This is a genomic window from Gelidibacter gilvus, assembly GCF_004115975.1.
GTDB classification, from domain to species: Bacteria; Bacteroidota; Bacteroidia; order Flavobacteriales; family Flavobacteriaceae; genus Gelidibacter; species Gelidibacter gilvus.
On sequence record NZ_SDDZ01000017.1, the window covers coordinates 67,124 to 80,617 of the forward strand.

The following is a 13,494-nucleotide window of genomic DNA, read 5'->3' on the forward strand; positions in this document are numbered from 1 at the left end:
AGGGGAAAATCAGTTAAATTTATGTCGTTAATACCGCAAAAATACGCTTAAACTCTGAAAGTTGTGAATGAAATCCTGAAATTTCGGGAGTAATTTTTAAATCAAAAGTGTATATTTGCATCTTTTAAAATCCAATGACATTGATCAAGCTTCACGATTTATATTTTAAACCCTTTATATCTGAAAAGGAAATCGATACTGTTGTCCAAAGAATGGTGGACGAGGTAGCGAATGATATAAAAGACGATATTCCTGTATTTGTTGGCGTTTTAAACGGCTCATTCATGTTTGTGAGTGATTTTGTTAAAAAATATCCAAGACCATGTGAGGTTACATTCATAAAATTAGCGTCTTATGAAGGTGTCAAATCAACTGAAGATATTGAACGTCTTATCGGATTGACGCAGGATTTGACCGGCAGAACTGTTGTGATTCTTGAAGACATTATCGATACTGGCAATACTTTGGAAGAAATCCATCGTATTTTCAAGAATGAAAAAGTCAAGGAGTTGAAGATTGCAACACTGTTTCATAAGTCAGAAGCTTACAAAAAAGATTTTAAACTACATTATATTGGTATTGATGTTCCTAAGAAATTCATTGTCGGATACGGATTGGATTACGACGGATTAGGGAGGGATTTACCTGAAGTATATCAATTAAAAACGACTCAACATATGACAAATTTTGTGCTATTTGGGCCTCCAGGCGCAGGGAAGGGAACACAAGCCGATTTTTTAAAGGAGACCTATAATCTAGTACATATTTCTACCGGTGATGTGTTTCGATATAATATCAAAAACGAAACGGCTTTGGGAATGCTCGCCAAATCTTTTATGGATAAAGGCGAATTGGTTCCAGATCAGGTCACTATTGATATGTTAAATACAGAAGTTGAGAAAAATGCCGATGCCAATGGCTTTATTTTCGATGGTTTTCCAAGAACCAATGCTCAAGCAAAAGCTTTGGATGAATTGATGGAAGCCAAAGACTCGCAAATTAATGCCATGATTGCTCTTGAAGTGGATGATGAGGTTTTGGTGCAACGTTTGTTAGGCCGTGGAAAAACCAGTGGACGACCAGACGATGCGGATGAGCAAATTATCAGAAACCGTATCAATGAATATTACAAAAAAACAGCTATTTTAAAGGAGTATTATTCAGCTCAGGATAAATATTGTGGTGTAGATGGGGTTGGAAGTATCTCAGAAATTACGGAGCGATTGAATAAAGTGATCGATTCATTGTAAAAAGAATTCTGAGTAAAGTGTTCCAGGACTTTAGGCGTTTGACTTATGTTGAATTCTAGGACTTATTCTTATCTGGCACTTCTATAGATTAGATTTTAATTAAAAAGACTCCCATTTTCATGGGAAGTGATTATGACCGAAGGAAATTTTGTTGACTATATTAAAATGAACGTCCAATCCGGAAACGGAGGGAAAGGTTCTATGCATTTGCATCGTGAAAAATTTATCACCAAAGGAGGCCCTGATGGTGGTGATGGTGGTCGTGGTGGTCATGTGATTATAAGAGGCAATGAAAACCAATGGACTTTATATCATTTAAAGTTTAAAAAACACATTAGAGCCGAACATGGCGGACACGGGAGTGGATCGAGAAGTACTGGCGCTGATGGTGAAGATATTTATGTTGATGTGCCCTTGGGAACTGTTGTAAGAGATGCTGAGACCAATGACGTGATTTTTGAAATTACCGAACATGGCGAAGAGAGAATTATCGCAGAAGGTGGAAAAGGTGGGCTCGGAAACTGGCATTTTAGAACCTCTACAAACCAAACGCCGCGCTATTCTCAACCCGGTATTCCATTACAAGAGCGTGACATTCTTTTAGAGCTTAAAATCCTTGCTGATGTTGGTCTGGTTGGCTTCCCGAACGCTGGAAAATCGACCTTATTGTCGGTAGTTACTTCAGCAAAACCAAAGATTGCCGATTATGAATTTACGACACTTAAGCCCAACTTAGGGATTGTAGAATATCGTGATTTTCAAACCTTTGTTATGGCAGATATTCCTGGAATTATTGAAGGAGCTGCCGAAGGGAAAGGACTTGGACATTACTTTTTAAGACATATTGAGCGCAATTCAATTCTGTTATTCTTAGTTCCTGCAGATGCCGACGATATCCTAAAACAATATGAGATTCTGTTGGATGAATTACGTCGTTACAATCCGGAAATGTTGGATAAAGAGCGTCTGATCGCCATTTCAAAAAGTGATCTTCTTGATGCTGAACTTGAAGCAGAACTTAAAATTGAACTCGACAAAACCTTGCCAATAGATTATATGTTCATCTCCTCTGTGGCCCAAAAGGGAATCACTGAATTGAAGGACAGACTTTGGAAGATGTTGAATGCTTAACGATATAGTTACATTGCCTTCATTTTCTTCTTGATCTTTTTAAAGTGAATTTTGAATATTTCCTGTGAATGTGAGATTTTAGATGTGCTTCTAAGTCATCTTATTCACATGACGGAAATCCGTCTCTTCAAATTCTTCCTATTAATTCCTTTCTTTTTTTCCCATTGACAATACCTTGAATAGGATTTTGTACTAAAAACATTTAATACAATTTTAGTAATTCTAATTTAGTCTTGAATTTTTCCTTTCGTAACTTTGGATAAAACCATATAAAATGAAAAATTTAAAAGATAAAGTCGCCTTAATTACGGGTGGGAGTAAAGGAATTGGCTACGGCGTAGCATTGAGTTTGTTGAATGAAGGTGTGAATGTGGCCATAACAAGTCGCGATGAGGCCAGTGCAAAGAAAGCAGCAGCAGAACTCACAAAGAATTCAAAAACATCAGCAAAAGCAATAGGTGTCGAGGCCGATGTCAGAAAATATGATAGCCAACAAAATGCGGTAAAGCAAGTGTTGTCAGAATTTGGACAGCTTGATATTGTAGTGGCAAATGCAGGATTGGGACATTTCGCTTCCATTGAAGATCTGACACCAGAGCAATGGCAGGAAACTATTGACACGAACCTTTCAGGTGTGTTCTACACAATTAAATCGAGTGTTGAGGCGCTAAAAAAATCCAAAGGGTATTTTATTAGTATCTCCAGTTTAGCAGGAACCAACTTTTTTGCCGGCGGTTCAGCTTATAATGCCAGCAAATTTGGAGTTACCGGATTTACGCAATCGGTGATGTTAGATTTGAGACAACATAATATTAAGGTGAGTACTATTATGCCAGGATCGGTTTCAACACATTTTAATGGAAATGAGCCAGACCCTAGCGACGCTTGGAAAATCCAAAGTGAGGATATTGGTGAGTTGGTTGTTGATCTTTTAAAAATGAATGAGCGCACCTTACCGAGTAAAATTGAGGTAAGGCCAACCATGCCACCAAGTAAATAGTGCTGGTTTATTAAATATTCATGTAAAATGCCTCTTGCTATTTCATGTCTTTTGATATTGAGATATGTTGAAGAGGCATTTTTTTTATTACCTTTAAAATAAAAAACTATGAAAAAATTACTCCTCCTATTTGGGCTTTCCCTTATTGTTATCTCCTGTGCCGCTGTGCGCGTCAATTACGATTATGAAAAAGCCACAGACTTCAATACTTACAAAACCTATAATTATTATAGTGATATGAATATGGGGATGAGCGAATTGGATTCTAGAAGACTTTTGGATGCTTTAGACGCGAGTTTGCAGGCAAAAGGGATGAGCCAGTCAGATTCTCCTGACTTTCTTATTAATGTTAAAAGCAGTACCTATCAGGAACCACAACGCAGTAATATGGGCGTAGGTGTTGGTGGTGGCGGTGGTAATGTTGGCGGAGGGATTTCCATAGGTATTCCCGTTGGACAAGCAAAGGCGAACAGAGAGATAGTATTTGAATTTGTTGATGAAAACAAATCCGGACTGTTTTGGCAAGCCATTAGCGAAAGTGCATATCAACCAAACGCCAAACCAGAAGTCAAAGAATCTCAGTTTAAAGCCATTGTTGAAAAGGTGTTATCTGGCTATCCACCTGCGCCTAAGAAGTAAAAATTACGGAGTGAAACTTTAGATTTCATCGTTTTGATTGGGATTGTTTTCTTGCCAAACTCTTAAAAAACTTTATTCATACAATCGTCTGTTTGTCAGTATGTTAATGTTTTGTGTTTTCAAGAAAGATGCAGTTCATCGAAAATAATTGGTTATTCATCGATATTATTATACATTCGTCATGTAGATGTCCCAACCAAATATAATTTCATGAAAACTCTCAGACTTACACAATTGTTTTTTTTAATGACCATCCTTTCTTTTGGTCAAATATCTATTCAGGAAAAAAACGCACTTATTTCACTTTCTAATGCCACCAAAGGCGACTCATGGCTTAAGCCTTGGGATCTCAATAGTCCTGTGGATACATGGCATGGTGTAAAGGTTGTGGATAACAAAGTGGTTTCACTTGATTTAGATTTCAATAATTTAGATGGCACTTTGCCAAATGAAATTGGAAATTTGGTTCACCTTGAACATTTAAGCCTATTTAGAAATGCGATTTCGGGGACTATCCCAACGAGTATAGGTAAGTTACAAGCCTTGAAAGAGATCAACTTAGCGTTCAATAAGCTACAAGGTGCTATTCCTGCTGAGCTGACCACATTGGCCTCTTTGGAATCATTACAATTATTCATGAACGAATTGTCAGGTCAGATTCCAACAACGATTGGCAATTTGTCAAAACTGAAAATCTTAGAATTATACAATAATAACCTAAGTGGTTCCATTCCACAATCCGTAGAAAATCTTACAAATTTGCAAATACTTGTCATCAGTAGTAATACCTTAACAGGAAAACTGCCTTCCAACTTGTCACAACTTAAAAAGTTGAAATCACTAAGTGTCTTTGATAACCAATTATTGGGGACAATTCCTGATTCGATTGGAGAATTAGCAAGTCTGGAAGAATTGGTGTTGTCTAACAATGCTTTTTATGGAGATTTACCTACTCAAATGGTAAAGTTGAGCAAGCTTAAGATTCTTCTTATAGGAAACAATAGTTTTAAAGGCGAATTGGCACAATTAGGAAAAAAGTTTCCAAATTTAATCGAGTTTGATTATCAAAATACGAAGCCTGGTGGCGTGCTTGCTACTTTAGATACAGAGGATTAGCATTAAAGTCACAATAGTATCGACTCCCAACATTGATTTGTTGGGAGTTTTTTATGAAATAAAGTTTTTATAATCAGAAAAAAGCTATTATATTTGCAGTCCTAAAATGAGGCAGTCGGTATTATGAACCGAGAGTTAAAAGCTAAGAGAATCATTTTAATTTATATCGCGGGATAGAGCAGTAGGTAGCTCGTTGGGCTCATAACCCAAAGGTCACAGGTTCGAGTCCTGTTCCCGCTACAAAGTAAGCCCTTGAAATTTTCAGGGGCTTTTTTTATTCTAAATCATCAAGTATGGTCTTGTCCTCGGATTTTGGGATCAACACAAAAAGTTGTGGAGTAACTAAAAACGAAAGAACTTTGGAGCAAAAATTTCCATGTCCTCAGATTCACTTTTATCCATTGCCAACTTATTGCTTCCCGAAGTGCTCGTAACCTATTTCGATCTTAAAAAACATGAGGTCAAAGGTGAAGAGCTCCACTTTTATTTTACAGAACTAAACAACGCTCCCGATGGGCATAGTGACGTGAAGCTCCATTCCAAAGGTTTCTTTCCAGAGGCTATAGTTCAGGATTTTCCGATACGTGGAAAGAACGTCTATCTCCACATCATACGTCGCAGATGGGTGGATCAGGACACAGGCACATTGGTCACAAGAGATTGGCAGTTGGTAGCAAAAGGAACTAGGATCACTGGTGAGTTTGCTACTTTTTTAAAAGAGATCCGTCAGTAATAATGCTTCCAGCACATCGCTTGTTGCCAAGTTCTATGGTGTCAGCCCCAGAAGCCTGCAACGGCAGTACAAGGATTATTTAAGCGATTTTAAGACCTGGGACCAGAAAGCGCACGCAAAGCAGTGGCTCCTGTTCCCACAAAACCTTGGAGGCTACCTATCTCTTGATGAAACCGCTTTTTCCAATGGCGAACTGTACACCATCGTGACCAATAAAAACGGGATCAAGTCAAAAACTTGTGGGATTTTAAGATTACGCATAAATTGTTGTCAGTCTATATAGAAAGAATTCTACGTTCCTGACCCCTCTGAACTGCGCCCTAAAAGCTTTTATTTTTGCATTGAAAGATTCTGCTGATGCATTTGTGCTTCTGTTGTCAAAGTAGTTCAGTATGTTCTGATAATGGATTGACATCGTTCTGGATATGGTGCTGAAGCTCTTGAATGCTGCCTGTCTAACTTTTTCATCCCATTTTGCCAACCTTATCAGGGCTGATGTCTTGTCCTTTGTATTGTTAAATATCCAAGATAGGTTCTGGCACAATTTATATGCTTTTTCCAGATCCGGATAATGTTCAAAAAGTATTACCGCTCTTTTAGATTGATTTTCAGTCCACTTACTACTTGGTTTATAGAGTAGATATCTGCTTCTGGCCAATAATTGTTTTAAGGTATCTTCATTGGACAGTAACTCTGGGGTATATTTTATGGATTTGTCCCTGGCGTTTTCTATGGCGTCGTTTTCAGCATCTAATGCTTCCCACCTGTGCTTGATCCTAATTTCCTGTAGTGCGTCCAGTACCAGTTTCTGAACATGGAAACGGTCTATGACCAAGGTGGCCTCGGGGAACGATCTTCTAACGATCAGCCCCATATTACCGGCCATATCCAAAGTCACTTCCTTGACCGTTCTTCTTTGCTTTAGGGGGATCTGAAGCAATACTTTTATAACGTCCTCTGCCTTGGTCCCCTTGACCATGGCCACGATGGCTCCCTTTTTTCCCCGGGCGTTTTTAGGATCAAGTCAAAAAGTTGTGGGATTTTAAGATTACGCATAAATTGTTGCTAGTCTATATAGAAAGAAAACCCTTCCCGTTTTTCCGAGTTTTCAATTATCCCACCAAAAACTTCTTCAAAACTATTTTATCCTGTCGCAAACCACCTGTTTCTTTTACTCTTGACAACCCTCCGAATCATATAATTCAAAAATAATTTTGATTTGTATGATGACATTTTTTCAATTGCCCGATGTCTAAATTATAGAATGGGAATGATGGAATATCACGACCAACTTTTCACTAATTTATTTTAACCAATTAAATCAAATACAATGAAAGAGCAAGAAATTTCTATGTTAATTCGTCACATTACAGGTTCCAAAAAGGGACAAGTGGAAAAGCTTTCTGTTGCAAACAATCCTGAAATACGGATAGGTCGTGGATCGGAAAACAATATAAGTTTTGACCCTGTTAAGGAAGATACCATCAGTCGTGATCATTGCCGTATTGTTCAAGATAGCAATAGTGCTGAGCGTTTTTTCATCTTCGATTGCCAGAGCAAAAACGGAACCTTTGTAAATGATGTGCATACGACCAGTAAGACCGAGCTTTTTGCTGGTGACATCGTAAAGCTTGGGAAGGAGGGACCTTCCTTTGAATTTGATCTTGATCCGCGCCCGCAGTCGCATATTAAGAAAACCCGGGTTATCGATGCAGTTCCAGTAAAAGAAACTAAGGTACATACCGCTACTGATTTACCAAAGGGTACTTCAGAGAGAATACCTACGGCAAAAGAAGGGATTGGAAAGAATACCATGCAGCACATGATTCGCGAATCAGAAAAGGAAGGTAAGACCGGTCTCGTGATTACAATCATTGCGATCTTACTGCTAGTTTCAACAGGAGGCTATTTATTGTATAAAAAACAGGGTATAAAGGAGGTTGTTCATGTAAGGGAAGCTAAAACCACCTTTACTCCTACTGAAATAGCGAAGGCGAATAATGAGAAAGTAGTCTATATAGAGGTGGCTTGGAAACTCACAAATACGGCATCTAGTGAGGAAATGTATCATGTTTATTATCCTATAGTAAATGATAAACAAATTGTTGGACACAGAGGTGCCTATTTTCAAAATCAGCAGGGACAAATTGAGCCTTTATTAGTTACAAAGGGTGACTATCTCAGGTCGCTTGGTAATACACAAGGCATAGAATTAGACCTTATAGCAAGTAAAGGGACTGGTAGTGGCTTTGTGATAGACGAGCGTGGTTTTATTGCTACAAATCGGCACGTAGCTACAAGTTGGTTTACTTCCTTTCAATTTCAACAATATGCTTTTCCAGGTGTGCTTGTAGAACCTAATCAAAACGGCCAATTCGCACCGGCATGGGATAAAGAAGTATCACAGGCTATGGTAGGCAATTGGGTGCCTGGCAATGATGAAAAGTACACCGGAGTGAATACGTTTCTAGATGTGACCTTTGCCGGTAATTCACAACGGACACCAGCTCAGATTGTACGGGTTTCGTCTACTCATGACATAGCGATGATTAAAATTGATTTACCTGAGTCGCTACCTAAAGTTGAACTTCATGACAGTTATAATGACATTCAACCAGGAGATGCTGCAATTGTTATGGGGTATCCAGGGATGTCACCGGGGCAAGTTGTGCTTAAGCGTTCACAAGATTATTTTAATACCAATCCAAATATTACAAGTGTTCCGGTGCCCACTATTAGCACAGGAAATGTTGGACGAATGGTTCGCGGTAGCGAAAAAAATGACCGAATTGATGATTATAGATCTTCCTTTGGGGATTATTATCAACTTACCATCAATTCTTCAGGGGGTGGCAATAGCGGTGGACCTATGTTTGATGACAAGGGGCGTGCTGTTGGTGTGTACAGTGCCGGTACTACCGATGGAAGAGGAAATGCCATTAGTTTTGCTGTTCCAATTAAATACGTCATGGAATTAATGGGGCGTCAGCAGGTTATTAAATAACGGCTTTTACAACTATCAGTTTTGAAATGAATACGGTCATTTTCCACCAGTTCTAATTGTTATGCTGGTGGATGACAGTAACAACGTAATTAACACTAATCATTATGAGGTTTTTATTTTCAAAAAATAATAAGGCAGTAAATTCAACTCAAAGTTTTCCTAGTAGCAAAGGACGTTTTTGTGCGGTCTATGCCATATCAGAAACTGGTCCGGTACGCGACCACAACGAAGACGCCTTCGCATTTTCTTTTCCAGAAAATAACACCCAAAATCTCATTGCTGTGGTTGCAGATGGTATGGGAGGTCATAATGCAGGTGAAGTGGCCAGTAAGATGGCCTGCGATCTATTGCTTGACTATTGTTTAAATAGCTGGAAACAGCACGCTCCAGAAATCCTCCTTGAAAAAGCATTTTTAGAAGCGCACCAAAAGATCTTAGCGGCTGGTGAGTCAAACCCCGAGCAAAATGGAATGGGCACCACGGCTACTTCTGTGATTATACACGACGGCGTTTGTTATCTTGGACACATAGGCGACAGTCGTGCTTACCTGTTACAAAATGGTAGCCTCATCCAATTGAGTGCAGACCATACGCTGGTCAATCAAATGTTTGAAGGTGGTGAGATTACACAAAAAGAACGAGATCATCATCCAATGAAAAACGTCTTATTACAGGCATTGGGCACCACACCAACGATACAGCCCCAGATTTCGTCTGAAGGATGGGAGATAAGTGAAGGTGATCGTTTATTGCTCTGTTCCGATGGAGTGTACGATGCGCTAAGTGAGGAAGATATCAAGGATTTACTTTTGATGGAACAACCTGAATTTGTGTTGGAATGTCTCAGTTCGACGGCAATATCTCGCAATGTCTCTGACAACTTCTCCGCTTTGCTGATAGATATTTCATCGGGCGTTCAATCGATGCCTTCGGTAACAAAAGAACAAAATATAATATCATGAGCAGACAAGGTAGCCAATATGAAATTATCCAAAAACTTGGAGAAGGTGGAATGGGAACGGTGTATCTCGCAAAAGATACCATGATTAACAGATTTGTCGCCATAAAACAACTTCACAGAAATACAGGATCGGAAGAAGAGAGTTTGGGAGAACGTTTTCAGGCAGAAGCACTTGCTTTAGCTAAACTGAATCACCCCAATGTTACCCATCTTTATTCGTTTATACCTCAGGAAAATACGTATTGGATGATCATGGAATACGTGGAAGGAAAGACGCTCGAAGATTGGCTCTTTGTCCATAAAAAAATCACACATCAGCTTGCTGCAAGCATTGCAGTACAAATACTTGATGGGTTGCATCACGCTCATCGTAAGGGCATTATTCACCGCGATATCAAACCAGCCAATGTGATGATTAATGAAGATGGCGAAGTAAAGGTTATGGATTTTGGTATTGCTAGAATGCGTAATGCACAGCGAATTACAAGTCACGGTAAATCGGTTGGGACGCTTGAGTATATGGCTCCAGAACAAATCCAAGGTCAGGAAGGTGATGAGCGCACAGACGTTTATGCTGTGGGCAATATTCTGTACGAAATGCTTTGTGGTACCACACCTTTTCAAAGTGATACTGATTATCGATTGATGAAGGATAAGCTTGAGAAGCAGCCAGAATCTATCCTACGGGAAAATCCCACGGTTCCTGATGCATTTGAAAAGATCATCTTCAAAGCACTTCAGCGCAACCCAAACAGGAGATATCCGTCAGCCTTGGAAATGAAAAATGCCATTGAGAAATGCCTAGGTGGCGAACTTCTCGATCAGTCCACACTTGCCAAAGTGCTTCAAGCGTCACAGGTTTTTACAGAGCCACAAAAAGGAAATGAAATCATCTCTGTCAACAAAATTTTGTCCCAGGCAAAATCGATTTCGGGAAGGTTTAAAATTCCTACTGTTAGTAAGGTTAATTGGTCTTTGGTGATCCTTGGTGTCTCAGTGCTATTGTCTGCAATCCTATTGATTTGGAGTGGCGGAGCAGATGTCAGCGCGATTGAAGAAATCCCTGAAACCCCTGTTATGGTTACCTGGGAAGAACCTGCGGATGAGCCGCTGCGGGATGTCGTTAAGCAAACTACTGGTGATTTTAAGGAGACACCAAGTGAGATGTACCATCGTATTGCTGAGCAACCGGTGGAAAAGGTAAAACCTCAAGAGAAGAAGACCTACAGCAAAAATACCACCTCCAACACCAAGATGAAAACGACTATAAACGACGGATTGGATAGTAAGCCGTCGGATACGGAGCCAAGTGAACGCGAGGAGCCAAGTGCAAGCAGTGAAAATAGGGCTGAAAAGACCACGGTTTCAAACAGTCCTGCCGAAGTGCCTGCAGGAAAATCAATTTTCGTGACCTTAATGGAGAATCTTAGTTCGGAGGAAATTGAACGGGACGGAAAGCTTGTTCGACTGATTTGTAATGAAAATGTGGTTGCTGACGATAGGATTATCATACGTAAAGGTGCAGCGGTAACAGGAAAGATTGTGGACGTCATCCCCTCGTCACACAACAGAAAGAAAGCCTTAATTGGCTTTGTCATCCAGCAGGTGGAAGCTGTGGACGGAAGCACTGTTAAATTACGATCAAAACGGTTTCAGTTGTTTTCTGAAGCTCCTGGAAAGCCCATAAGCTACCGATCCGGAGAGACTTTTGAAGTCACACTAAAGCGAGGCACGGTCAACTAGAGCATTTTTTTGAGAACAGAGCGCTTATTAAAGATGGTTTATCAACTCAAAATCAGCCGTTTAAATTAATTTCTTTGAGTTCCTGTTTTAAAGCCCTGTTGATTTCTCATGTAGGCTAAGACACACCATAGCTTATACTGTATGGTCAACTGTTTATTTATTCATTTATCTTAATTGGTTTGGGTAATACAAAGTCGAACTCTCTAATATACATAGTTAGGTCACTTATGGTATCTTTTCGTCCGTTATTGGCAGGTAAGGACTTAATAATTGCTTTTCCTGATAAAAAATAATTTCCTTTCAACCCTTTTGTTTCAAAAAATATCGGACTTACTAATGTGTCTTTAAAATTCTTACTTTCTGCAAAGAATGAATCCGTTTCCTTTGTTTTTATTTTATTAGGATCTCTTTCATCTTTAGTGAGTTGTGCGTAAACTGTCATAATGCGATAATCGTTTTTATCGGCTATAACACTATCAGGCAGTTCATAAAAGTATTCCAATTTACCAAACATTGAATTTTCTAAAATTGTATCTGGAAAATTCAATTTAAAATATTCGGTAGTTTTTTTAGGATTTTTAAGAATTGATTTTGATTCTTTTTCTTGAACACAGGATAAAATTATAAGTGTAAACATGAAACCTATCAATAGGATGCTCATGTCTTTTTTTGCAAGTATTTTCTTCAATGTTGAATGTTTTTCAAATTATTGACAATGTCATTTCATGTATGAGTTATGGTGTGGTGCAATACGGAAAATTCCAAACAGGAACTTCCCATTGGAACACGAGCCAAGCGAACTGGTTAAAAGCCAATCCGTCCTGCAACGCTTTTGGGCGTTGAGGATTTTCGAAAGTATGCGAGAACCAGTCAATTAATTAGATACGGCTTGTTGGCAACTGGCTTTATTCCGTTCGTTTCATTTTCGGCGGATTTTGTCGAGTGTCAAAAACATCAGCAATTTTTATAAATCCGTTTTGTTCGTCAACCGAATATAAAAGTTTGTAGTTTTTAAAAACCAGATAGTGATATTTGATTTTTCTATCCTTGAGCAATTCTTCTTCTTGTCCGATGAAAGGAGATTTAATCAATTTCTTTGGTTCGTTGATAATGCCCTTTACAAGTTTTGTAGCAACTGTTGAGCTTGCTTTCTTTTCGTAATAATCATAAATTTCGTCAAGTTGAGATTCGGCAAATGCAGACCAAATTATTTTTAATCCCATTATTCGTATTTGGATAAAAGCTCCGAACTGCTTTTGAATCGTTTATTGCGGAAATCCGATTCCGATTGGTCAATTCTCTTATTCAATTCCTCTTCATTCATTGGCTCAAATTTGTTTTCGTCTGAAGTGTTATTTTCCTTTCTCAAAATTTTTTCAAGACGGGAAATGACGTCCTCACTTTGAACTTTTAAAAATTCTTGAATAAATTCTATTTTTCGAGCTTCTATATTCATTTTGATCTGCATTTTATCAAAGATACTAAATTATAAAATTCAGTTCGAATATTTCTTGATTTCACGGATTTTAGCTTGTTGCCAACGTTAAGTATAAGAATAGTAGCCGACTGCGTAGCACTTCTCTGTCAAGTTACGAAAAAATTGAAGCGAGCTGTAACCCTTGGATTTACTACTGTTTCGGCTATTATTTTTACACGGTGTGTGTGCCCAGTATGGGCATCTTTACCTTACTGCAAAGTAAGATATTAATTTAGAGGGTGCAAGTCCCTCATGCGCTGGAGTAACGTCTGGAAGCATTAGTAAGTCGTAAGGGTGGTAACCGCGAGGTTACATCTGAAGAAAGCGAGACTACAAAACTCGGTACTGACGAACAGGAACCGTATACAGAGGCATAGTTACTTGGGTAAGCAACCACACCATTGTAACGCCCCACTAATACCAAAAGGGCAACTATGTAG

At 38.9% G+C, this 13,494-nt stretch carries 13 protein-coding genes, 1 tRNA gene and 1 pseudogene; 11 read left to right on the plus strand and 4 right to left on the minus strand.

The genetic code is table 11. The features are described 5' to 3' along the window. Window positions 1–140 precede the first annotated feature (140 nt). The 7 genes from ESZ48_RS17700 (at window position 141) to ESZ48_RS17730 (ending at window position 5,869) form a co-directional block, all read left to right on the plus strand. Entirely contained in the window at window positions 141–1,250 is a 1,110-nt protein-coding gene (locus ESZ48_RS17700; protein WP_129018850.1) for an adenylate kinase, read from the plus strand. Window positions 1,251–1,382: 132 nt separating this feature from the next. Then, entirely contained in the window at window positions 1,383–2,381 is a 999-nt protein-coding gene (gene obgE, locus ESZ48_RS17705) for a GTPase ObgE (protein WP_129018838.1), read from the plus strand. Window positions 2,382–2,655: 274 nt separating this feature from the next. After that, window positions 2,656–3,381 carry an SDR family oxidoreductase gene (locus ESZ48_RS17710; RefSeq protein WP_129018839.1) on the plus strand — a complete coding sequence of 242 codons (726 nt, stop codon included), beginning with the start codon at window positions 2,656–2,658 and terminating at the stop codon, window positions 3,379–3,381. Between the two features lie 108 nt (window positions 3,382–3,489). Next, window positions 3,490–4,020, plus strand: coding sequence for a DUF4136 domain-containing protein (locus tag ESZ48_RS17715; protein WP_129018840.1), 531 nt, complete (start codon window positions 3,490–3,492; stop codon window positions 4,018–4,020). A 210-nt stretch (window positions 4,021–4,230) separates the two neighbouring features. Then, complete coding sequence (locus ESZ48_RS17720) at window positions 4,231–5,136, plus strand: leucine-rich repeat domain-containing protein (RefSeq protein WP_129018841.1); 906 nt, start codon at window positions 4,231–4,233, stop codon at window positions 5,134–5,136. 167 nt (window positions 5,137–5,303) lie between these two features. Further along, a tRNA-Met gene (locus tag ESZ48_RS17725) sits at window positions 5,304–5,376 on the plus strand. A 136-nt stretch (window positions 5,377–5,512) separates the two neighbouring features. Then, window positions 5,513–5,869 (plus strand): ISAon1 family transposase N-terminal region protein, encoded by a 357-nt coding sequence (locus ESZ48_RS17730; protein WP_129018842.1) that lies wholly within the window; start codon window positions 5,513–5,515, stop codon window positions 5,867–5,869. 253 nt (window positions 5,870–6,122) lie between these two features. Here the strand turns inward: ESZ48_RS17730 and ESZ48_RS17740 are convergent. Beyond that, window positions 6,123–6,872: pseudogene (locus ESZ48_RS17740) on the minus strand (ISAon1 family transposase); the annotation flags it as partial. Between the two features lie 348 nt (window positions 6,873–7,220). On the opposite strand from ESZ48_RS17740, the gene ESZ48_RS17745 reads away from it, so the two are divergent. The 3 genes from ESZ48_RS17745 to ESZ48_RS17755 all read left to right on the plus strand — a co-directional run bounded on the left by ESZ48_RS17745 (window position 7,221) and on the right by ESZ48_RS17755 (window position 11,577). After that, window positions 7,221–8,873 carry a trypsin-like peptidase domain-containing protein gene (locus ESZ48_RS17745; protein ID WP_190246296.1) on the plus strand — a complete coding sequence of 551 codons (1,653 nt, stop codon included), beginning with the start codon at window positions 7,221–7,223 and terminating at the stop codon, window positions 8,871–8,873. Window positions 8,874–8,977: 104 nt separating this feature from the next. Then, the gene (locus tag ESZ48_RS17750) at window positions 8,978–9,835 is read left to right on the plus strand and encodes a PP2C family protein-serine/threonine phosphatase (protein WP_129018845.1); all 858 of its coding nucleotides are present in this window, start codon (window positions 8,978–8,980) and stop codon (window positions 9,833–9,835) included. Next, the gene (locus ESZ48_RS17755) at window positions 9,832–11,577 is read left to right on the plus strand and encodes a serine/threonine protein kinase (protein WP_129018846.1); all 1,746 of its coding nucleotides are present in this window, start codon (window positions 9,832–9,834) and stop codon (window positions 11,575–11,577) included. The genes ESZ48_RS17750 and ESZ48_RS17755 overlap by 4 nt, the downstream gene beginning before the upstream one ends. A 157-nt stretch (window positions 11,578–11,734) precedes the next feature. Here the strand turns inward: ESZ48_RS17755 and ESZ48_RS17760 are convergent, their stop codons facing one another. Continuing rightward, a complete protein-coding gene (locus ESZ48_RS17760) occupies window positions 11,735–12,214 on the minus strand; it encodes a hypothetical protein (protein WP_129018847.1) in 480 nt (159 codons plus the stop codon). 50 nt (window positions 12,215–12,264) lie between these two features. Between ESZ48_RS17760 and ESZ48_RS19395 the strand changes: the two genes are divergently transcribed. After that, complete coding sequence (locus ESZ48_RS19395) at window positions 12,265–12,420, plus strand: hypothetical protein (RefSeq protein ID WP_190246297.1); 156 nt, start codon at window positions 12,265–12,267, stop codon at window positions 12,418–12,420. A gap of 62 nt (window positions 12,421–12,482) precedes the next feature. Here the strand turns inward: ESZ48_RS19395 and ESZ48_RS17765 are convergent, their stop codons facing one another. Beyond that, window positions 12,483–12,800 carry a type II toxin-antitoxin system RelE/ParE family toxin gene (locus tag ESZ48_RS17765; RefSeq protein WP_129018848.1) on the minus strand — a complete coding sequence of 106 codons (318 nt, stop codon included), beginning with the start codon at window positions 12,798–12,800 and terminating at the stop codon, window positions 12,483–12,485. Then, window positions 12,800–13,033 (minus strand): hypothetical protein, encoded by a 234-nt coding sequence (locus ESZ48_RS17770; protein ID WP_129018849.1) that lies wholly within the window; start codon window positions 13,031–13,033, stop codon window positions 12,800–12,802. The genes ESZ48_RS17765 and ESZ48_RS17770 overlap by 1 nt, the downstream gene beginning before the upstream one ends. Window positions 13,034–13,494 lie beyond the last annotated feature (461 nt).